Below are 22,735 nucleotides of genomic sequence, written 5' to 3'. Positions count from 1 at the left end.
AGGGATTTTAACCTTTTTTATTATTTCAAAAACCTTATTTTAGCTGCTTCAAAATAAAATTCCAGGAGTCAAAACCTACCTCTTATCATGATGATTCATCAACAAATTGCGAAAAACGGATTTTTACTGGTTGCTATGGCGGGTTTAATGACAGCATGCCAGCCGAAAGATAAAGCGGCATCACCTGCAGCAGACGGTAAATCAGCCGGCACTGAGGCCGAAGCAAACGGTTCCTTTAAGATTGCCTATGTAGATCTTGACTCCCTCGAAGCACATTACGGATATTTCAAAGAGAAGAAAGCAGAACTGGAAAAGAAGCAAGAGCAAATGGATAATGAGCTGAAGGCAAAAGCGAGGGCATTACAGAACGAAGTAGCAGCGCTGCAGCAAAAGGCACAGGCCGGCCAGTTGAGCCAGGCAGACGGCCAGGCAGCAGAAAGGGACCTTATGCAGAAGAACCAGCAACTGGAGGTTAACCGCCAGAACATGCAGCAGTCCTACATGCAGCAGGAAGCACAGTTTAACGACGACCTGCAGAACAAACTGGATATTTTCCTCCAGGCGTTCAATAAAGGCCGCTACGCCTACATCTTTTCTTACCGCAAAGGTGCCAGCAACATCCTTTACAAAGACACGCAGTACGACATTACTGCCGATGTTATTAAAGGGCTGAACGAAACAGCGACTAAATAAAATATTAACAAAAGATAGATGGGAGATCCCGGCACGGAAATGTGCCGGGATTTTTCTTTTTTTGGCCTGGCGGGAGATATTTAATATTTTATTGCTACTTTGAACGTTAATTACGTGTCGGGAAGAAGTGGAGATGAAAAACCAGAGCGCTTAAACAATCAACATAATCTTTACCTTTTTATCTAACATTCATGTCGTCAATCAACCAGAACGAGTCCACTTCGTTTAAGCCCAGTTTGGGTTTACTGGATGCAACCATGATCGTGGCAGGCTCCATGATCGGCTCGGGCATCTTTATCGTATCTTCTGAAATAGCACGCAGCGTAGGTTCTGCAGGATGGCTGATGGCCATGTGGGTGCTAACGGGGGTGGTTACACTTATTGCAGCACTTAGTTACGGCGAACTGTCGGGCATGTTTCCAAAAGCAGGCGGCCAGTACGTTTACCTTCGCGAAGCTTACAATCCTTTTATTGCATTCCTGTTTGGATGGACGCAGTTCGGCGTTATACAAACCGGTACGATTGCGGCGGTAGCAGTGGCTTTTGCCAAATATACCGCTTACCTCTGGCCGGCAGTAAGCGAGAATAATATTCTTGCCGACCTGGGCTGGATGAAAATTACCGGTGCGCAGGTACTGGCGGTTATATCTGTAATCCTGCTCACTTTTATCAATACACGAGGGGTGAAAAACGGTAAGATCATTCAAACCGTATTCACCATCACTAAACTGGCATCGCTGTTCGGGCTGATCATTTTCGGTTTTTTACTGGGCGCGAAAGCGGAGATATGGAACGCTAACTGGCAGAATGCCTGGACAGCACAATCCCTGACCATGGACAGCGCCGGACAGCTGACTACGGCCGCACTTGGAGGCCTGGCGCTGCTGGGCGCCATTTCAGTATCTATGAAAGGCTCTTTGTTCAGCAGCGATGCCTGGAACAACGTGACTTTCATTGCAGCAGAAATTAAAAACCCTAATAAGAATATCGGCCGCGCACTGTTTCTCGGCACCCTGATCGTAACCATCATTTACGTATCGGCCAACCTGATGTACCTGGCGGTGGTGCCATTTAACGATATTGCTTTTGCCCCGCTGGACAGGGTAGGCGTGGTAGCCGCAGAGAATATTTTCGGCGGTATTGGTCCTCATGTGATAGCCATCATGATTATGATATCGACCTTTGGTTGTAATAACGGCCTGATACTTTCGGGTGCCAGGATTTATTACACGATGGCCGAAGATGGCCTGTTTTTCAGGAAAGCCGGTATCCTCAATAAGTTCAGCGTACCTTCTTTCGGTCTTTGGATACAATGCTTCTGGACATGCCTGCTGTGCCTCACCGGTCGTTATGGCGATTTACTGGCGATGGTGATATTTGGGGTACTGGTGTTTTACATTCTTACTATTGCAGGCATCTTTATCCTGCGTAAGAAACAGCCCGATGTACCTCGTCCGTACAAAGCATTTGGTTACCCTGTATTGCCAGCGCTGTACATCGTAGTGGCCTTTATACTCGCACTATTGCTGCTTGTTTTTGAAAGCAGTTTTGCACTGGCCGGCCTGGGTATCATATTGTTAGGTATCCCCCTGTACTTCCTTGCTAAGAAAACGGCGTAAGCCGCGACTATAAATACTTTAAGGCCTGCCGCACTAATACGGCAGGCCTTTTTTTGCTGTGTCCTTTTGTGATAAAAAAATATCTATACTGCGTGACTGCCGCAGTGACCTTTCCGAAATTTGAGGGTAGAACCCTGAATAGTAAAAAGAACGGCTTAGACAATGTTAACTATAGATGCGAAGACACATGGAATTGCTTAACCCGAAACTTCTAACACAGGAATTGATTTTCTAAACATATATACATATCTCCGCAACGGTTTTACCAACAGTGGCGGGGAGCCAGGTTATGGAGGACTTTTCGCTTTAATTTCCCTATTGAGGTTATTAGAAAAGCCCTCTTTAGAGAACCATTAAAAGCCTACACAATTGCATTCTCGAACATTCACATGATTTTACAATAAGCGCAAAGTTTCCACTTTGCGCTTTTTTTTGCGGTGTTTTTGCGGTGTATACACCGCACTGTTTTTAGTCGCCCCATATGCTGCAGGCAGCCATACGCACCACCGTCTTATCAGCCCCCAATGCCTAAAATCCATTCACCAGTCAATCTCCCATCCACCTAACCCTAACTGCCGACTATGAATGCAAAACCGCCGCAATGTTAACGAATTATGAACTCTGTCATGTCTCTTAGGACTTCCCCTTTTCTGTATCGTACTCTTTCCGGATATCATTCCTCCCATCATGAAAATAGACGACGCGCTCCTGGCGAAATATTTTAAAGGCGATTGCAGCGATGCTGAACGGGCATTCGTGGAAACGTACATCGCTACCGGTAATACGCCGGAGCTGGACGCCTTTATGAACCGGACATGGGCGGAAACAACAGTAGAAGAACCAGTAAAACGCCGGCCGGTTATTATGCGACGTAACTGGTATGCGGCCGCAGCCGCTGTTATAGCTGTGGGCATGACCCTGGGATGGGCATGGCAGCGGAAGGATACAAGGAATGTAGCCAGCAAAGTTGTTGCTGCTACCTGGGATACTGTATTCAATGGCCGGATTACGGCCCGTCGTATACAGATGCCCGATGGTTCCACCATTACACTGAACGGGCGCAGCAGCCTGGCTTACCGCCAGGGAAATAACCGCGAAGTGTGGCTGAACGGTGAAGCATATTTTGAAGTGAATGGCAGCGAGCAGCATCCCTTCCTGGTGCATACCAACGAACTCACTACAACCGTGTTGGGAACCGAATTTAATATTTCAACCAGTAACCGCGCCGACAGCAGTATTGAAGTAAGCCTGCTAAAAGGTAAAGTGCGTATCGATATCAGCAGCCCGGCCGTGTCGTTAACCCAAACGTTAAAGCCCGGACAAATGCTTAGTTACAGGAAGGGAAAGATACCCGCAGCTCCCGTAAGATTTAACCGCCTGGAAGTACTGGACTGGCGAGCTGGTAAACTTGTATTTGAAAATACTTCAGTGGCCGACGCCTTCGCCCGCATAGAGAGCCGCTTCGGCTGCAAGATAGAAGTGGATGATCCGCGTCTGTTAAAAGGTAGGATAACAGCAGTGTTTACCGCCGGCACTACACCCGAAAATATACTGCAATCATTGAGTTACGTACACCAATTTACATATAGACAAATAGATAAACAGACTTATATCGTCGGTCATTAATTACTGATCACACATCACGAAAGCTTAAGCCTAAAGTACCGCCCTGCGGTGCTAATGGGCGAGCTATGTCATCATCATAAACGAATTATTCAACCACAAAACCACTATCGTAACATGCGAAAGTCTACACACAGGGATTATTACAGGAAGTTAAAGGTGCATGTGCCTCTTATCCTGCTCTGTTTATTCATGCTGAAACTTCCTGGCGCACTGGCCGCACAGTCTTACCAGGTGCTTGGTGATAAAGTAAACGTGAAAATGCAACATACTACTGCAGCAGCCGTGGTAAAGGCTTTGCAGTCACAAACCACCTATACCTTCATATACGATCCTGAATACCTGGAGAAGTGTACCATCCGCGAAATCAAATTTGGCAATGGTAAACTCGCCGATGTATTATTATTCCTGGATGAAAATATGCCGCTTGATATTAAATATGCCGACAAAATTATTTCTATCAAAAAAGGCATGCAGGAAAAGCGTGTGGATAAAGGACGGGTAACCGGTAAAATAGTAAACAACCGGAACGAAGCATTGCCCGGTGTTACTATTCAGGCCAGCAATAATACCGGTGTGGTATCGCAGGTGGATGGTACTTACGAACTCCCGTTAGCGCCCGGTATTTATACGGTTACCTTTAGTTTTGTTTCTTTTGAAACCAAAAAAATCACGGACGTAATTGTAAAGGAAGGTGTTGCCACACCCTTGGATATTGTGCTGAACGGCAGTGCTTCCAGCCTCAGTGGCGTAACTGTAACGGCCAACTACAAACGTGCTTCCGTGGAAGGTTTGTATGCTTTACAAAAGAACAACGCGGCCCTCACCGACGGTATCAGTGCCGAACAAATTGCGCGTACGCCGGATAAAAACATCGGCGAAACCTTAAAGCGCGTAAGCGGTCTGGCTACTGTAGATAATAAATATGTAGTAGTGCGGGGATTGAGCGAACGTTATAACCAGGCCTTACTAAACGGACAGGTGATGCCCAGTACAGAGCTGAACCGTAAAAACTTTTCTTTTGATATTATACCGAGCAACATTGTTGAGAACGTAACCGTGATCAAAACCCTTACGCCCGATCGTAGCGCCGAATTTGGCGGTGGTTTGGTGGAAGTGAACACCCTGGATATTCCCACTGTAAACTTCCTGAACCTGAGCGTAGGTGGCAGTGTGAACAGTAAAACCAATGGTGAAACTTTTAAATCGCTTGAATTAGACGGTGATGAATATTGGGCAAAACCTGCTTCGCATCGCGAACTGCTGGGGTCCGGCAAATGGAATAACCTGAGCGAGATCGTAAAAGCATACAACAATAGCAGTAAAGATGCCTACGCATTCAGCAATAACTGGGGCGTGTTCGAAAAGAAAGCGCATCCTTCGCAGAACTACCAGTTGGTTGGCGGCTACAACTTTGGAAAAACCGAAAAGGGTCAGTGGGGGGCAGTGCTGTCTGCCAGCTATCGCAACACGATGCAAATCCAGGATGTGCTGATGACCCGCGATGGCTTTGTGCGGGAAGGTTTGTGGGTAATTGGACCCGATTCTGTAGGCTTTCAGGGCAAACGTTATGGTATTACCACTAACCTCGGTGGATTAGCCGGCATTGGCTACAGGGGCCAAAAACATCGCGTATCATATAACACCATTTACTTACGGACTTATGATCAACAGTTGCTGCTGGGCACGGGCGAGCATGGTAATATTCCCGGACTGGCGCTGGGTTACATCGATATGGCGCAACAAACCAATATGTGGCAGAACCAGTTGAAAGGCGAGCATACATTGGGAAACAACGGCATTAAACTGAAATGGCTGGGCAGCTATACTCACCTTGATCGTATGCGCCCGGACAATCATTTCATGGCAGCGAAAATACTGGATGACCAATCGGTTAAGAGCAACGAATATAACATTGGCAACGAATACAGTTACCTGAGCAGCGGTGCGTTACGTTGGTGGAGCCGCGCAGTGGAAGATTCATGGAACTGGGATGTGGCGATGAGCGTGCCGTTCAAATTTAACCTCGGCAACGCCGCGGTGAGCAACGCGCTGAAAGTGGGTTATGCCGGCTGGTTCAAAGATCGAAGCTTTTACGTGATAAACCTTGGCAGCGGCAGCTCTGATTTGAGTTACCCACCACTGGCGCATTATTTCGATCCGGAAAGAGCTACTGTTACACTGAGCCAGTTTAACGATAACTTCCATAAAAAAGCTTCACTGCACGCGCCTTTTGTGATGCTGGACAATAAAATAGCAGACAAATTGCGCCTGGTATGGGGCGTACGTGCAGAGTACTATGACCTTAACCGTGTGAACGATGTGCTGGACTCCCTGTTCCGCAAAATAACCACGGATCGCGGCAGACCTTATGACTACAGCGCGCTCGAAAACCGGGAGAAAAGCCTGCACTGGTTCCCTTCTGCAAACCTTACCTATAGCCTGACGCCGGCCATGAACCTGCGCCTGGCCTATGCGAAAAGTATTATCCGTCCCGATTTGCGCGAGTTGTCGTTTTTCCGCGAGTATGATTTCGAACTGGGAGGCGCTTACGAAGCAGGCCTGCTGAAATCAACCCTGATAGACAACTACGACTTCCGCTACGAGTGGTATCCTGCCCCCGGCGAAATATTATCGGTATCGCTTTTCTATAAAAATATGAAAGACCCGATGGAGGTATTTAAAAACGATCAGCAAAGCGTTTTTGAATTGCGAAACAGTAAAGTGGCCAAAAACTATGGCCTGGAACTGGAAGCAAGAAAACGTTTGTCGTTCATTAATGCGCCGGTTATACGCAACCTTACGCTGTATGGCAACTTTACTTACCTGAAATCGAAAGTAACCCCGATGACGTTGTCGTACGAAGTATCACCGACCGACAACGAAAAGATAATAGTGAAAGAAACGATTGGTGAAGAACAGGACCGTACGCAGGCCGGTGCCAGCACCTACACTGTGAATGCTGGAGCTTACTTCGATACTAAAGTTTTATCGGCCAGCCTGGTGTATAACTGGGTGAGCAACCGCATGCTTCGTCCTGCGTTGTTCTATGGCAATTCTCAATTCGAACGTCCGATAGAAGCCCTTGATGCCCAAATCGCATTCCGTCCGCTGAAGCAACTGGAATTGCGGTTGAATGTGAGCAACCTGTTGAACAGCTTCTCCATGGTGTATGAGAATTATTATGCAGACATGGGAAAAGATGTGCTGGGTGTACCGCCGCAATCACGCGAGCTGTTGTACAACAAAGGGCAGGACAAGATCGTGTACAAAGCCATGCCAGGCCGAACCTGGAGCGGTACGATCACTTACAGATTCTAAAATACGCGTATCCAGATATCCTGATCAGGTATTCATTTGTGTAACTCGAAAAACTAAAAAAAACAAGCAAAGCCATGAAAAAGATGACCCTTATTCTTTCTGTTGCAGCCGCCTTCGTAGCCCTGGGCACAAGCTGTCAGAAAGAGCAAAATGCCCCTGGTGCCCGCGCACTTAATGCAGGCTTTATTAGCGTCTGCTCTGATTCCACTGCTACTGACACACTGCGTGGTGTAATTTCCGGCACTAAAAATTTGACGAATGATGTTGTTTATTACCTTGATGGTATCGTGTACGTAACTGGTACGCTGAACATCGAAGAAGGTACGCTCGTTCGTGGTTTGGCAGGTACTCCCAGAATAGATGACAACAATCCTGGTACTGCCGGTGGCACCCTGGTAATCACTAAATCTGGTTACATCGACGCTGAAGGTACTGCCAGCTGTCCTATCGTGTTTACTTCATGGAGAAACCTTGCAAGCCCTCAATCTGGTGACTGGGGCGGTATTGTGATCCTGGGTGAAGCCAGGCACAACCGTGCTAACACTACCGTAGTAGAAGGCATTACCGGTACTCCTCCTGCTGATGCTACTTATGGTGGCACCAACGATAGCGACAACTCTGGTATCCTGAAATACGTACGTATCGAGTACGCTGGCTGGGAACTGTCTACCGACAATGAACTCAATGGTCTGACCCTTGCTGGTGTTGGTTCTGGAACTACCCTCAGCTATGTAGAGGTGTACAAGTCTAAAGACGATGGTATCGAATTTTTTGGTGGTACTGTAAATGGCGATCACCTGATCGTAGTGGATTCTCAGGATGACATGTTTGACTTTGACAACGGTTACACTGGTACTATCGACTATGCACTGGGTCTGAGCGACTTCTCACGTGCTGATAAGAGCCAGTCTAATGGTATCGAAATGGATGGTAACGCTACAGGTGATACTACTGTAACACCTCGCACTTTCCCTAAACTGAACCATTTCACTATCATTGGCCAGCCTACTGCTACCGCTGCCAGCACTGTTTACACTTCACCAACCGCTACTTATGGCCGCGCGGCTCATCTGAGAAGGAATACTTTGTTCTCTATCAGGAACTCTGTTTTCCTGGGCTTCAACAATGGTGTTTCTCTTGACGGTGGTGGTGTTCCTCCGGGTTATACCAAAATCTGGTACGACACTCGTGGTATCTCCATCCTGGACAACAGCCTGTCTCACGGTTACGTTAGAGCTTATTCAACTGAGCTGTCTAATGTGTTCTCTAACTACACGTTCCCGCTGACACTGAACAGTGGTTATACCAGTGGCACTGCCAATGCTGGTATCAGCCTGACCAATCCGTTTAGCCGTAGCGCGTTCACCAACTTCGCTGCTGCGACTGGTGGTGATGCTGCTTTCTATGGCGCCGGTGCTGTACCTAGTGGTGCAACATGGGGTGTTAACGTTTGGGCAAGGGTTTTATAGTATTTACAGGCAAGTGCAGGGATGTTCCCTGTACTTGCTTTTTTCATTAAAAAATAAGTTAAACATGTTGAAACGATTTACACTGATTTGTATGATGGCGATATCCCTGTTCGCCTGTAAAAAAGGAGAACCTGTGGAAGAATTTTATTTTGCTTCATTCAGGGCCCAGATTATTTCGCTGCCCGAAACACCAGATATGACGGTGTTTGTGGATAATAAAGAAGTTGATACACTCGCAGCTGCCGGCACACTGTCGCCAATACATATGTTGCCTGCGGGAAAGAAAATACATCTTCAATTTAAAGATAAAAATACAGGCGCTGCATTGCTGGACACTTTGTTAGCCCCGGTGGCCGGTGAGTTTTATGAGTTTAAGCTGGCGTGGAGCGAGGTACTGGGTATGAAAGAATTCGTGAAAGGTGGAACGGATGAGGTACACCCAGACTCGGTGGAAGTACGTTTGTATAATAAACTCCCGGTGGAAATTATGCCAGAAGGTGTAACGGTAGACGCTTATCTGTATAAAGCAGGCGAATACGAAACACCACTGAAGGTGTTCCCCAAATTTGAAAGAAATAAGATGCATCCCCTGGGAATTGCATTGCGTTATATAGGTGCAGATGGTTCGCCCTTAGGTTATGAACTGAAATTCAAAGACGTTGCCACAGGCGAATTCCTGCTGGCGGGTGGTCGTGACGTTACCCAGTTCTCATTTACGGAAAATGGGAGGTTTATAGTTACGGTGATGCATCTGGTACAGCGTGGACGTTATAGCTACGCAACAGAAGTAACAAAATTGCCTTATTAATAGCATATATACATTCTCAACCTGTTTGTTTAACTACGCTTAAAAAAGGGGCGAATGTATTCTTACCCGGCCCCAATAGAAATTATTCGTTTCACGATAGGGCACGGTGTATTAACGCCGTGCCTTTTTAATGTCTGAATATAACAAGTGTTTAATTCGTTTCACATGATGACGGCGCAGCGTTTTTACGCAGCGCTTTCCCGTTAAGGAAGGTAACAGCAAAACGCTATCACATGGCGTGATAGTTCAATCAAATTTTAACCGTGAAGATTGTTTCCTGGAAAAATAAGATCACATCTCTAATAAATGAATATTCTTTGGCTGGATGTGGTTCCCTGTTTATCCGGCAGGGCTTCCGCAGCTATCTTTTTTAAGGATGCGGCAGCACTACCGGCAACACATTATACGTTGGCCGGAACAAAGTACGATATGCAGGTAGCGCCGCCATACGACCGTTCTCATTAATAATGTTAAATGCCTGGCGATACAACAGGTCGGCCAGGGGCTGCTCACTCATTTCATCCAATACATAATCCGGAGTGATCCCATTTGCATAATTCCCTTCTCCTTTTGAGTTGGCGAGATGGTAAGTAACAGGCAACATGATCCAGGGCACACGCCGCGGGCTGCGCATATCCCTTACCGATATAGCCCCTTTATCTTTTCCATACGTTTTTTCGCCTATCAGCACCACTTTGGTAAAAGGTTTCAGGTTATTGATGACAAGTTCTGCCGCCGATGCGGTTTCATGCCCACAGAGGATGAATACGCGGGAGAGCCCCAGCGAGCCGGGCGCAAGGGAACTGAATGAAACGGGCTGACCGTTTTCGGGCACAGCGAGTATTTGTGCAAACGAGTAGGCGTGTTTGCCAAGACGTTTGTTGCCACTGTATTGTACAAATGCACTGTTGGCGTTAATGCCGGGAGCAATAAGTGCCGTAAGCATCGCTGCGGAAGATACACTGCCGCCCCGGTTATAACGGAGATCGAGTACGAGTTCCTTTACCCCCGACTGTTTAAATTTCGTAAAAGTGCTGAGCAATTCCGCATTGGTAGCATCGCGGAAGGAGTTGTAGAAAAGGCGGGCAGTGGTGCGGCCGTTTATCAGCTCAATACTGTAGGTAAGAGGGTGTTCATAAGTTTTATTTTGAAGAGAGATGGCCGCCTGTTCCGTAACATTATTTTGTTCAATAGTAGCTGGTGTAAGCGAAAGCGTTTGTGCTGCAGGCATGTTGCTTACAAGTTGCGCGGCGGTGGCCGGGGTAATCAATTCGCCGTTGATACGTGTAATATAGCTCCCGCGCACTAATCCACGGTTTGCAGCATCGGAGGATGGTACTACGAGTTTTATGATCCCAATTGCGCCTCCCGGAGCTAATGGCCATTGCAATACACTCATTTCGATACCGAAATTGGTTAATAAGTATTGTGGCTGAGTACTGTCGTACAACGGGTGATACAGTACAGAAAAGAGATCGGAAGGGGAGAGCAGGCTTTTGAACCAGGCAAGCGTTTCTTCCGAGGTATCGGGGCGGGCAGGTAGTGCATCGTTCCATAGATAGAAGTAACGGAGACTGTCAAGTATCCAGGTATTGATTTCAGTGCGGGTAACAGGGCCACTGGGCTGCGGTTTGGGCGGATCGTTTTTGCGGCATGCGAAGCATACCGGTATCAACAGTAAAAAAAGATAGCGGAGCGACATAAGCGGAATTTATTTCGGCTCGATCCCATAATGTGACATTACTTCACGGCGGATGAAATGGAGCGCGAGGGTTAAATGGTTTTTTACAGTAGCCGGAGAAATGGATAATTGTACCGCAATTTCCCGGTTCGTGCAGCCTTTGTCGCGACTGAGCAGGTACACCGCCTTGCGCTGGTCGGGCATTTTTTCAATCACTTTCTGCAAATGCGACTGGTATTCTTTTTCAAGCAAAATATTATCTACAGGCGCATCGTGCCCAGGCTGCGGAAGTTCCTGCATAGCCTTGCGGCTGCGGTACAATTTGCGCGACTCGTCGATCACCAGGTTTTTGGCGTATACAAACAACAAGGGAAAAATATCCTGTCCCGGGGTCACCTGTTCCATGTTTTCCCAAAGCCGTATAAAGCACTGCTGGGTAATTTCATCCGCCCGGCTTGCGTCGCCCGTAAGCTTCAGCGCAAAGCGGAATACTTTGTCCCTGTTGGCGTCGAACAGTTCCTGAAAATGTTTAGTAGGGTTATCAGACATAGTGGATCTTTCGGATAATAAATGTAGGAAAGGGATGTTATCCCAACGTTAAGGCAAATGTTACCTTTTTGTACGGTCGAACGATTATGGGTTGGGTACCTATTAGTACCGGAAGTTTTTTACATTTGCTGCATGTTTACAGATGTGTGTTACCAGACCTTTGTTCGCAGCATTGCGGACTACCACCTTACCGACGATGTGTACAGGCAGGTAGAAAATCCTTTTGAAAAATCAGCCATTGAGCATTTACTGTATGCCAAAAACTGGATAGATACGGTACAGTGGCACCTGGAAGATATTATCCGCGATCCTAAGATCGATCCGGTAAAAGCCCTGGAAATCAAACGCTGGATCGACAAGTCGAACCAGGAACGTACCGATATGGTGGAATACATTGATAGCTATTTCCTGGATAAATTTAGTAATGTAATTCCTCAGCCGGATGCGAACATTAACACCGAAAGCCCGGCCTGGGCTATCGATCGCCTTTCCATTCTGGCCCTGAAAATATACCATATGCAGGAGGAAGCCACCCGTACAGATGCTACGGATGAGCACCGTGCCGCCTGCCAGCGTAAACTGGAAGTACTGCTCGAGCAGCACCGCGACCTGTCTTCAGCGATTGAAGATTTGCTGGGCGACATCCAGAAAGGCCGTAAGTACATGAAGGTGTACAAGCAGATGAAGATGTATAACGATCCTTCGCTGAACCCCATACTCTACGCACAGAAGTAGTATGGCAGATATCCAGCTAAAAACCATTCTGGCTACCCGCTTCTCCGCCATGGGCGATGCTGCTATGACAATACCTGTGATGCTAAAGGTGCTGGAAGCCAATCCCGGTATACAGATCGTATTCGTTAGTAACCGCAACTGGGCAGCGCTTTGCGAAGGTATTCCCCGGCTCGTCTTCCACCCGGCCGACCTGAAGGGCGCTCACAAGGGCCTGAAAGGCCTGTACCGCCTGTTCCGCGAACTGCGGGCAGCTTACAGGATCGATGCGGTGGCCGATTTGCATAACGTGTTACGTTCCAGGGTCGTACGCACCCTTTTTCGTCTTACGGGTACGCCCGTAAGAGGTATCGACAAAGGCCGCGATGAGAAAAAGGCCCTTACCCGCAAAGAAAACAAGGAATTAAAACAACTGACCACTACAGTAGAGCGCTATGCCCTTGTTTTTCGCCAGTTAGGCTATTCCTGCGCCCTTACAGCGCTTGCTCCGGAAAAGAGTGCTGTTTCCGCTTCAGTGCCCCAAAAAGCAGCTAAAAAGTGGATAGGCGTAGCGCCTTTTGCCACTTACCGTGAAAAAACCTATCCCATTGAAAAAATGGAGCAGGCTATTGCCGCGCTCTGGAAACGGAAGGATGCGGATATACTGCTTTTCGGCGGCGGCAAAAATGAAACGGCCCTGTTGAACGAAATCGCTGCCAGGTATCCCGGCGTACAGGTTATGGCCGGTAAATACTCGCTGTCCGAGGAACTTTCCATCATCCGTCAATTGGATGTGATGGTAAGTATGGATTCGGCCAATATGCACCTGGCATCGTTGTTTGCCGTGCCGGTGGTTTCTATCTGGGGAGCAACCCATCCTTTTGCGGGATTTATGGGATATGGTCAGCTGGAAGCCAATGTGGTGCAAACCGATTTGTATTGCAGGCCCTGTTCTGTATTTGGCAATAAACCCTGCTACCGTGGCGATCATGCGTGTATGGAAAATATAAAACCCGAAACGATCAGCACCAAAGTGGAGCAGGTTTGTGGCCTGTAATGATCTGTGGTAAAGGATTAGGCGATTTTATAAAAGTTTTTTTTGCAGAATAGAAAAAAAGTATAATTTTGCCATCCCAATAAACGATATCTCATAGCATAATGAGTGCCGTTAAACAGGGACATAAAAAAGGAAAAAAGACGGGATGATGTTTTAAACTTCTATCTTTGTTTTAGAAATAAATACGGTAATGTCCTATAGTATAAAGGTAGTACATCTGATTTTGGTTCAGACTGTCTAGGTTCGAATCCTGGTAGGACAACAAGAAAATGAAACCGCTGCGATCTTTGATTGCGGCGGTTTTTTTTATCGAACAGGCCAACTATGATCACGGTTTGTGATTAAAATTTAACCCGGTAGAGAATGAAATGCGATTCAGGCAGGGGGGTGGAAGACCGGGGTGTTCGTGAAAGAATAACACGGGCTTAAACAGACGGTTCCAGGGGGCATTTTGGACATGCAATAAGCCTTACCTTTAGGCTAAATATATCCTGGGATGAAATCACTGATCATACTGATACCTGCCGGGCAAAATAACCTCAGTAGCGTAATAGGTCCGTACAAGTTTTTCCTTAAGGCGAACGAGTACATGGAGTTCACGGGGCGTGAACCTGTGTTTAAGGTGCAGTTGGCGGGCGTCAACAAACAGCTGGACCTGTACGATGGTGTATTTTCTATCCGTCCGCACCTGCATATTAAAGACGTGAAGAAAACCGACCTGCTCATCATTCCCGCGCAGGCCTACAGTGGTCTGGAACATACCATCAGCATCAATAAACAATGTATTGAATTCATAAAAGAACAACACCACCTGGGTGCCGAAGTGGCCAGTATTTGTACCGGCGCTTTCCTGCTGGCGGCTACCGGGCTAATGGAGGGCAAACAATGCTCTACACATTGGAAAGCCAGTTCCAAATTCCACCGTATGTTTCCCGAGGTAATTTTACAGACAGATAAAATACTTACGGATGAAGGAGGTATATATACCAACGGTGGCGCGTTCTCTTTCCTTAACCTTTTACTGTACCTGGTGGAAAAGTATTACGGCCGTGAAACCGCCATTTTCTGCGCGAAGATCTTCCAGGTAGATATGGACCGGGATAGCCAGTCGCAGTTCACTATTTTCAACGGACAAAAAGATCATACAGACGATATTGTGATGAAAGCGCAGGAGATGATCGAGAAGAATATCATGGAACGTTTCTCGATGGACCAGCTGGCCGATATACTGGCCTTAAGCCGCCGTAACTTCGACCGCCGTTTCTTCCGCGCTACGGGTAATACGCCGCTGGAATACCAGCAGCGTGTGAAGATCGAAACGGCGAAGAAACTCCTGGAATCGGGGCATAAAACAGTGAGTGAAGTAATGTACGAAGTAGGTTACCTCGACGTCAAAGCTTTTCGTGAACTGTTCCGCAAGTTAACCGGACTCACGCCACTCGATTACCGCAAGCGTTATAATAAAGATGCTGAATTGATTTCTGCCGATACCACGCCTGACTAAATAAAATATCATTACGCAAATAGCCCGCTAACCTTTGGTGGCGGGCTATGTATTTAGGTGGATGGAAATAACTGTGTGCAGCAAACCAATAAAATATTTCCGGTACAGCCGGCGAAATCAGACAAAAATTATTTCCACCACTAATGAAAAAGGGAGCAGGCGTTTAACCTGTTCCCTTTTAATATCAATCTAAAACGGTCACTTTAACTTCGGCATCTATTTGCTTGCCCAGGTTGATGACATACTGCCGGAAGTAAGCAGAATCGGCAAAACCTTTATCACTTAATTCCCAACCCGCTACCGCATAATAATCCAGGGGCTGGCCGGTTATTTTCATTTTAGCCAGATAACAGCTGGTGAGTTTGTTGCCCTGCGGCGCCTTTATGTAACCTTCGTATCGGTCGGTGGGTAATAACAGCGCCAATCCTATGATCCACTCTTTATTGTACCCATGCCTTTCATGCGATACCAGGGCCGTCAAGCGGTCGCTGATCTTTATTTCCTGGGGAGGATTGACTGCGTTGATGTTCACGATGCCTATCAGCAGTTTTTCACCGCCGTCAGTGTTGCTGATCTTAACGCTGTTATGGTAGGCGTACATGCCTGGCGTGATGCTAACTGTTTCTTCGAGGTTCCAGTTATACCACTTCTGGTATTTAATACGGAAGGCGGATTTTACGGGGCCTTCGGCGATAATGGAGAAGTCGGTTTTTTCTATGTTGTTGATGCTGTCGTCTACAGTAACACCGAGTCTGATCACATTGGTATCAGACAATAAACCTACACCACCTATGCCATTGGAATTACCTACGGCCAGCGGATCGCGGCCCCAGGCTGCCATTACGTGATAGTTGTCTTCTACGGCGCCCTGGGCATTAATACCCACGTTTTCCGGTGTGATACCCGGTGTTAGTTTGCCGAACAGGTCTTTTGCATTACGGCCGTCGAAGTATTGGCGGAAACCTACTTTGTCGTTTTCCCAGGAAGGGCCGTCGGTCTGGTACTTTTGGAAGCCCTGCGCTTTGGGCATGTCCTGGCGGTTCAGCGTTTCACTTAATGCTGGTTTAACCGGGGCGGTGGCCGATTCTCTTTTACCAAAACGTACACTGGTGCGTGTGGTATAAACGGGGCTCTCATCGGCCCAGCTTAAAGCATATGTATTTTTTGAATTGGCTGGCAGATTGGTTACAAAAACCAGTTCATCCCACTGCCCGTCGCTGTCCATATCATTTACCTGTGAGGGTACAGTGTCGTTAGTGGCCGATAGTACCACCGGGAACTTATAGCCTTCAGGAACGTTTTTAAGGCTGCTGCGGGCAATTACGATCGCTTTGTCGGTAAGACTTAAGGGTGAAGTGTTTTCGAGCTGTATCTGGCTTGTTCTCGTTGATTTACAGGACGTGGCCGCCATTGCAGTGAGCAACAGCAGGGAAAGGGCTTGTTTCATGTGGAATGTGCTGTTTTTTTTAACAATATACTCAATACTTCCGCTTCAACCATGCTTCCGGTACCGGTATAATACAAATGTTCATCGACCGGCCGTCGGCAGACAGCATGGCGGATTGTACCTGGATCTTTGTACCGTCGGGACTCATGGTAGGATGTGGGTGATCGGCCGCGGTGGTTTTGTGGCCGGTAGACAGTAGCAACATTTCCCGGCTGTGGCGGTCGATGAGGTAGATGTTACGGGCGAAGTCGTCGCCTACGACAAACCGTCCGTCTGCCGAACCGCTAACGTGCCAAAGGCCGCTGCCGCTTTTGGTCTGGCCTGCTATTTCCACTTCCCTTGTACGTAAGTTCACAATGGCCAGCCCTGTCGGTTTCTCCCTGGTGCCCGATGGTCCCCAGGCTGCTTCCTGACCGGGATTGGCACCTTCTACTGCCGTTCCTTCTGCTACGTTTTTAGTACTGGCCGGTATTTTACGATGGCCCATGATGGCAAAGGCCACTTCGTCTTTACTGATCACCGCTTCATGCGTTACCCATTCATATTCTGCCTCCGGGTATAAGGGACGCAGCCCACTACCGTCGGCCATTACCGTCCAGGTGCGCTGGGGCGACTTGCCGCCGGTTTCCCAGCAGAAAACGATTTCGCCGGGCACCCATGGATTGGTTTGAATGTGCCCTACCTGGAACGGTACGGCTACCACGTGTTTCATTTCGCCTGTATGGACGTTCATCGCGCCGATGCCGGAAGGGCCGGCGCCCATCTTTCTCGGGCCGAAGCTGCTTTCTATTTTAGTGCCTGGACTTATACGCCTGGCGGCTTCTTCTTTTCCTATGCGGAAGTATACCCAGTTTTCATCACCATCCAATGCAAGGTCACCGCTGGCGCCAATTTCCGGGGCGGGGGTGCCGCATATGCGCTGGTAAATACTTGCGGGCTGCAGTTTACCGGCTTTACTGTCCTTAAACAGTTTCTCCAGATCCACTTCTACAATCTCTACTTCTTTATTCTCTTTGTTCCGCATGAAGTACAGTTTCATGGAGTTACGGGCAATGTTAAGCATGCCGCTGTAACCACCTTCTGTTACCTGTACCATGTCGCCGGTTTTCTCGTTCACGGCCATGGCCTCCCCTTTAACCCGGTTGGAGCGGAAGATGAGCCATTGCCCGTCGGAAGTCCATTGGTTATGCGTCTGGTATATTTTGGAATCGCCGGCGGCAGTGCTGGTCAGGAAGGTAAGTTTGGTGCCTGTTACAGGATCTGTTATCACTTTACGCTCCGAAGGGAACCTTTTGCCTATCTGCGCGTGTGCAGACAACATCAGTAAAGTAGCGGCGATCGTACAAAAAGATTTCATGCATTTTATTTTTTCATCTGTACGGAACTGTCGTTGATCTCAAAAGGATGTAAACCGAGCATACGGTATATTTCCGCGCCGGCCAGCAATACCGGGCCGTAACCATGTGCGGCGTAATTGCTGATGGGGCGGTAATAGTAGAATGCCGGATCGAAGCCCATGCCGGTGCCTACGCAGGTGCCTTCTACCTGGCCGTTAGCGGCTACTTTGGTGCTTACCGCATTCCAGGCAAGCAGTGCCATAGGGCCGTAGGCTTTTGGGTGTAACCAGCCTTTGTTTACTGCACGCGCAATGCAATAAGCATAAATAGCAGTGGCCGATGTTTCGAGGTAAGAGTCGTTCCTGTCCAGTAACTGGTGCCAGAAACCTGTTTTATCCTGGCGTTCGGCCAGTCCTGCTGCATGTTGTGCAAGTGTTTTTAATATTTCATCGCGGCCTTCCTGGTTTTCAGGTAAAGCATCGAGCAGTTCGATCATTGTCATAATAGCCCAGCCATTGGCGCGGGCCCAATGGAACTGTGGATGCGGCTCCATGTCCTGCACCCATCCGTGCATGAACAAACCTCTTTCTTTATTAAACATACGGGCGCTGAACTGTCTGAATTGCTTAATCGATTCATCAAAGTATTTTTTGTCGCCAGTGAGTTTGCCCATTTGTACAATGGCAGGAAGGCTCATGTACAGATCGTCGAGCCACAGGGTATTGGGTTGCGGGCGGTTACGGGCCAGTGTGCCATCGGTTAAACGAAATTCTTTGGTCATCACATAATTCAGGAAGTTGTCAACCATTGGTCTTACCGTTGTTTTGTCGGCCCCGTTGCTTAATGCTTTAATCATAGAGGCGGCCAGCGAACCGGCATCGTCCAGCGCATGTGGCTCCAGTACAGAGCGTACGGGAGTAGTTGCGCCGGCGTTCTTTTGCAGGTAAGACTTGTAGTGTTTTACCACATCGCCTAAAAAGTTTACGCGTTTAATAGTGTAGGCAGTATATTTTTTATCGCCGGTAGCTGCACCGGCTTCCAGCATACCTGTATAAGTAACGCCCCATTCATAACTGGTGAGTCTGAAATCGCCTTGTTTGAAAATACTGTTGGTAGTGGCCTTATTGATATCTATGGCTTCTTTGCTGGTTTTATCCACCAGTTGCACCGGCGTAACGCCATCCAGGTAATTGTACACCCGGTCCAGCACCACTTTTACTTTTTCGGGTGTGGTTTCGCCATACGGCGTTACATAATCTGGTTTCGTAAGGTGCAGGGGAGATGTAACATCGTTGCCTTTGCCGCTAACATACTGTGCTTGTGCCGGCGCGGCCAGCAACAGGCATGCAACGGGCAGGAGCGCCGTGCGCCTGCGGAATGTATTTTTCATATGTGTGGAAATTGGAAATTTATAAGTCATTTGTAGCCCGTAAATCGTGTACAGTATTGTTCATAACGCGTATTATCTCTGCCCGTGGAACTGTACAGATTAGCAATATATAAATTGTGATCATTTTGTGCATCCTGTACCTACATGGCCCGGAAATACTATGTAAGTGTCATTGGTACAATTTAAAGAACGGGTAAAAAAGTATCAAACAGGATAGAGCAGGACGCTAAATAGCTGCATCCATTATAATTTAACGTATCAATCTAAAGTTCTTTATTTAAATACCACGATTTATGAATCCCAAACTGATACAGTGGCGGAACAGGCTGCTCATGCTCGTTCTGCTAACCCTCACTTCTCATTCAGTATTATTCGCACAGTCTGCGACCACAGTTACCGGGAGGGTAACAGATGAAAATGGAATTCCCCTCGAAGGCGCTACGATTCAACAGAAAGGATTAACCAACAACGCAATTACAAAGAAAGACGGTACGTTTTCGATTAGCGGCGTAACAGCCAGCAGCCTGGTAGTAACATATATAGGTTACCTTACCCAGGAAATAAAAGTAACAGGCCAGTCCCTCAGCATCTCTATGCAACCTAACACTGCCTCGCTACAGGATGTAGTAGTGGTAGGATATGGTACGCGCAGAAAAGGAGATGTAACAGGATCGGTGGCTTCTGTTGGTGAAAACAAGTTACGGGAAATTCCCACCCCGAACCTTACACAGGCTTTGCAGGGGCGTATCCCGGGACTTGTATCCACCCCCAGCTCTTTTCGTCCGGGCTCCGGCGGTACCATTCGTATTCGTGGTAACCGCTCGCTGGTGGCTACCAACGATCCGCTGGTGGTAGTGGATGGTGTGCCCATCTCTTCCAGTATTAACGACCTTAACCCCTTAGACATCGAAAGTATAGATGTACTGAAAGATGCGTCGGCCACCGCGATTTACGGATCGCGCGGTGCGAACGGTGTTATACAGGTGACTACCAAAAAAGGTAAGGCTGGCAGGGTAACGGTGGAATATGACGGAAAGGTTTCTTTCGATAATATTATCCGTCCGCTCGAAGTATTTGATGCAGCCGGTTATGCGCAAATGCGGCGCGATGCGCAATTTGGTTCGCGCTCGTATAACAAATCACTAAGCGGCGCTACGCCTACTAATCCCAGCTATTACTTCCCCGATCCCTCGATCGACTCTGTACTGTTTGGTGCCAGGCAGGATTATTACACCTGGCAGAGTGTGGCAGATGGTTATACCTGGATAGACCGGTCGCGTAACATTGCAGCTAAACGTGCTACTACGGCAGAGGAGAGAAAAATGCTCGCGGACCTTCGCCTCGCGGTATTAGATAGTGTTGCTATTTATGACCCGAATAAAGTGAGAGGGTATGACTGGCAAAAGAACGGCCTGCAAACAGGTATCACCAATAACCATAACATTACGGTGCGCGGTGGTACCGATAAATTCAAAGGCTCTTTTTCTGCAGGTTACTTCGATCAGAAGAGTTTGGAGAAGGGACAGGATTACAACCGCTATTCATTTAGCCTGAATGCGGACGTAAAACCGCATGATGTGGTGAACTTTGGTGGTGGTATGCTTTATTCCTTTGCCATCCAGAATACGGGCCCTACTGTGTACCGTAATGCCTCAGGCATGCTGCCCATCGCACAGCCTTACGACAGTACGGGCGCATTTATTCTGACACCAGGCAACGATGCCAATATCGTAAACCCTTTGAACGATATCAACACGATATTTAATGAAACGCGTATCAATCGCGCTATCCCAAACATATTCGGTGAGGTGCAACTCCTCAAGGGCCTGAAGTTCAGGGCGGCGGCGAATATCGATTTCTCTAACGTAACGATTGGTGCCTTCAGCGGCTCGGTTTCTTCTGCCAGGGTAGGCGGTACATCTACCGCCAGCTATACTACCCGCAATTACTTTACATGGTCGGCACAGCAGTTCCTTACGTACGATACGCGTATTGCGCAGAAACATGCGCTGAACCTCGTGGTAGGACAGGAGTTTGTGAAAAACAGGTTTGAAGAAAATTCTGTAAGTGCGGACCAGTTGATCTACGAAAGTCAGAAATGGCATTCTCTGCAGAATAACTCTGCTACCACACCTAACCAGGCGCAGGGCATATTTACACAGTCGCAGAACTGGTCGTATTTCGGCAGGATCAACTATGGGTATGATGATAAATACCTGCTCACCTTTACCGTACGCGACGACTGGTCGTCTGTACTGCCAGCCGGCAACCAGCACCAGGTATTCCCCTCCGGTGCATTGTCGTGGAGAATTAACCAGGAGAAGTTTATGCAGGACGTTAGTTACGTGGACAACCTGAAACTCAGACTGGGTTACGGTTCTGTAGGTAATGCCGGTATCAGTCCCTACCTGGCAGGCGGTACGCTGGTAAGAACGCCGTATAATTTCGGGCCTTCTGCCGCACAGGGTTATGGCCCCAACACCCTGCCGCTGGATATTACCTGGGAAAAAACAAATTCCGCCAACATCGGGCTCGACTTCGGTTTCCTGAACAACCGCATCAGCGGTACGGTGGATTTGTATCAAACAAAAAGTAACCAGATACTGAGTAAACGTTTACCTTCTACCAGCGGGTTTTCCACGGTGCAGGTGAATGTGGGTGAGGTAGAAAATAAAGGGATCGAGTTCAGTTTGTCGACCCTCAATATTAATAAACCCGATGGCTTTATGTGGTCGACCGATTTCATATTCGGGTTGAATAAAGAGATGATCAATCGCCTGGAAACTAAGAATGATAATATAGCGAGCCAGTGGTTCATTGGTCAGCCGCTGAGCATTTATTACGATTATAATTTCAAAGGAGTGTTCCAGTATGCAGATACCGTTAAAGGAGGCATATTGTACGATTACTTCTGGCAAAAAACCGGTAACAAAACAAATGCAGCTTACCAGCCGGGCCGTGCCTATGTAGCCGATTTAAATGCTGATACCCTTATTACAGAGCTGGACAAACAGGTACTCGGTTCGCACAATCCCAGGTGGACAGCCAGCATCAGTAACACCGTTAGTTATAAAGGTTTCGAGTTAAACGTGTTTGTATATATGCGTCAGGGATCGCTGATAAGGGAGATGAGGCCCAGTCTGAACGGCCGTTATCAATCCTTTAAAGTGAATTACTGGACACCGGAAAACCCGTCTAACGAGTATGCACAGGCCAATAACACCATCGACATCCAGCAGTACTGGCAGGCAATGGGCTTCCGGAAAGGCGATTTTGTAAGAGTGAAAAACATTTCCCTTACTTACCGCTTCCAGCGCAGGTTATTGGATAAGTTAAGGATACCCAGCCTGAGCGCATATGTAAACGTGCTCAACCCCTTCCTGTTTTCTGATTACGAAACGGCCGATCCGGAAACCGTTCCTTACTTATCCTCTTACCCCACCAGTTCCACCTCCGCTCCGGGCCCCACTTCGTTTAACTACCGCAGCGTGTTGTTTGGTGTGCGTTTAGGCCTTTAATTTTTAAA

Annotated in this window: 15 protein-coding genes and 1 tRNA gene; 11 read left to right on the top strand and 5 right to left on the bottom strand. The window is 47.7% G+C overall.

Annotated elements, in window-relative coordinates; genetic code table 11:
- Positions 1-87: 87 nt before the first annotated feature.
- The 6 genes from QZT80_RS05155 to QZT80_RS05130 all read left to right on the top strand — a co-directional run bounded on the left by QZT80_RS05155 (position 88) and on the right by QZT80_RS05130 (position 9,533).
- Entirely contained in the window at positions 88-693 is a 606-nt protein-coding gene (locus QZT80_RS05155) for an OmpH family outer membrane protein (protein ID WP_295118633.1), read from the top strand.
- A 191-nt stretch (positions 694-884) separates the two neighbouring features.
- Positions 885-2,312 (top strand): APC family permease, encoded by a 1,428-nt coding sequence (locus tag QZT80_RS05150; RefSeq protein ID WP_295118631.1) that lies wholly within the window; start codon positions 885-887, stop codon positions 2,310-2,312.
- Positions 2,313-2,999: 687 nt separating this feature from the next.
- Entirely contained in the window at positions 3,000-3,938 is a 939-nt protein-coding gene (locus QZT80_RS05145; protein ID WP_295118629.1) for a FecR family protein, read from the top strand.
- 114 nt (positions 3,939-4,052) lie between these two features.
- On the top strand, positions 4,053-7,256 hold the full coding sequence (locus QZT80_RS05140) for a TonB-dependent receptor (RefSeq protein WP_295118626.1): 3,204 nt from the start codon (positions 4,053-4,055) through the stop codon (positions 7,254-7,256).
- Between the two features lie 74 nt (positions 7,257-7,330).
- Complete coding sequence (locus QZT80_RS05135) at positions 7,331-8,725, top strand: hypothetical protein (protein ID WP_295118623.1); 1,395 nt, start codon at positions 7,331-7,333, stop codon at positions 8,723-8,725.
- Between the two features lie 64 nt (positions 8,726-8,789).
- A complete protein-coding gene (locus QZT80_RS05130; protein WP_295118620.1) occupies positions 8,790-9,533 on the top strand; it encodes a hypothetical protein in 744 nt (247 codons plus the stop codon).
- A gap of 370 nt (positions 9,534-9,903) precedes the next feature.
- Here the strand turns inward: QZT80_RS05130 and QZT80_RS05125 are convergent, their stop codons facing one another.
- On the bottom strand, positions 9,904-11,235 hold the full coding sequence (locus tag QZT80_RS05125) for a S41 family peptidase (protein WP_295118617.1): 1,332 nt from the start codon (positions 11,233-11,235) through the stop codon (positions 9,904-9,906).
- A gap of 9 nt (positions 11,236-11,244) precedes the next feature.
- A complete protein-coding gene (locus QZT80_RS05120; RefSeq protein ID WP_295118614.1) occupies positions 11,245-11,763 on the bottom strand; it encodes a sigma-70 family RNA polymerase sigma factor in 519 nt (172 codons plus the stop codon).
- A gap of 132 nt (positions 11,764-11,895) precedes the next feature.
- Here QZT80_RS05120 and QZT80_RS05115 point away from each other — a divergent pair, with 132 nt between their 5' ends.
- The 4 genes from QZT80_RS05115 to QZT80_RS05100 all read left to right on the top strand — a co-directional run bounded on the left by QZT80_RS05115 (position 11,896) and on the right by QZT80_RS05100 (position 15,035).
- A complete protein-coding gene (locus QZT80_RS05115) occupies positions 11,896-12,498 on the top strand; it encodes a DUF4254 domain-containing protein (RefSeq protein ID WP_295118611.1) in 603 nt (200 codons plus the stop codon).
- A 1-nt stretch (position 12,499) separates the two neighbouring features.
- A complete protein-coding gene (locus tag QZT80_RS05110; protein WP_295118608.1) occupies positions 12,500-13,531 on the top strand; it encodes a glycosyltransferase family 9 protein in 1,032 nt (343 codons plus the stop codon).
- 191 nt (positions 13,532-13,722) lie between these two features.
- A tRNA-Gln gene (locus QZT80_RS05105) sits at positions 13,723-13,793 on the top strand.
- Positions 13,794-14,027: 234 nt separating this feature from the next.
- On the top strand, positions 14,028-15,035 hold the full coding sequence (locus tag QZT80_RS05100) for a GlxA family transcriptional regulator (RefSeq protein WP_295118605.1): 1,008 nt from the start codon (positions 14,028-14,030) through the stop codon (positions 15,033-15,035).
- Positions 15,036-15,219: 184 nt separating this feature from the next.
- Here QZT80_RS05100 and QZT80_RS05095 read toward each other — a convergent pair whose 3' ends face one another.
- From QZT80_RS05095 to QZT80_RS05085, 3 genes are read right to left on the bottom strand one after another with little or no spacing between them, the layout of a single operon-like run.
- Positions 15,220-16,482 carry a DUF4861 family protein gene (locus QZT80_RS05095; RefSeq protein WP_295118601.1) on the bottom strand — a complete coding sequence of 421 codons (1,263 nt, stop codon included), beginning with the start codon at positions 16,480-16,482 and terminating at the stop codon, positions 15,220-15,222.
- 31 nt (positions 16,483-16,513) lie between these two features.
- Positions 16,514-17,839, bottom strand: coding sequence for a hypothetical protein (locus tag QZT80_RS05090; RefSeq protein ID WP_295118599.1), 1,326 nt, complete (start codon positions 17,837-17,839; stop codon positions 16,514-16,516).
- Between the two features lie 5 nt (positions 17,840-17,844).
- Positions 17,845-19,209 (bottom strand): glycoside hydrolase family 88 protein, encoded by a 1,365-nt coding sequence (locus QZT80_RS05085; RefSeq protein WP_295118596.1) that lies wholly within the window; start codon positions 19,207-19,209, stop codon positions 17,845-17,847.
- A gap of 293 nt (positions 19,210-19,502) precedes the next feature.
- Here QZT80_RS05085 and QZT80_RS05080 point away from each other — a divergent pair, with 293 nt between their 5' ends.
- Positions 19,503-22,727, top strand: coding sequence for a TonB-dependent receptor (locus QZT80_RS05080; RefSeq protein WP_295118593.1), 3,225 nt, complete (start codon positions 19,503-19,505; stop codon positions 22,725-22,727).
- Positions 22,728-22,735 lie beyond the last annotated feature (8 nt).

The organism is uncultured Chitinophaga sp., assembly GCF_902168175.1.
GTDB lineage: Bacteria > Bacteroidota > Bacteroidia > Chitinophagales > Chitinophagaceae > Chitinophaga.
This window is presented reverse-complemented; position numbering and strand designations above follow the sequence as displayed.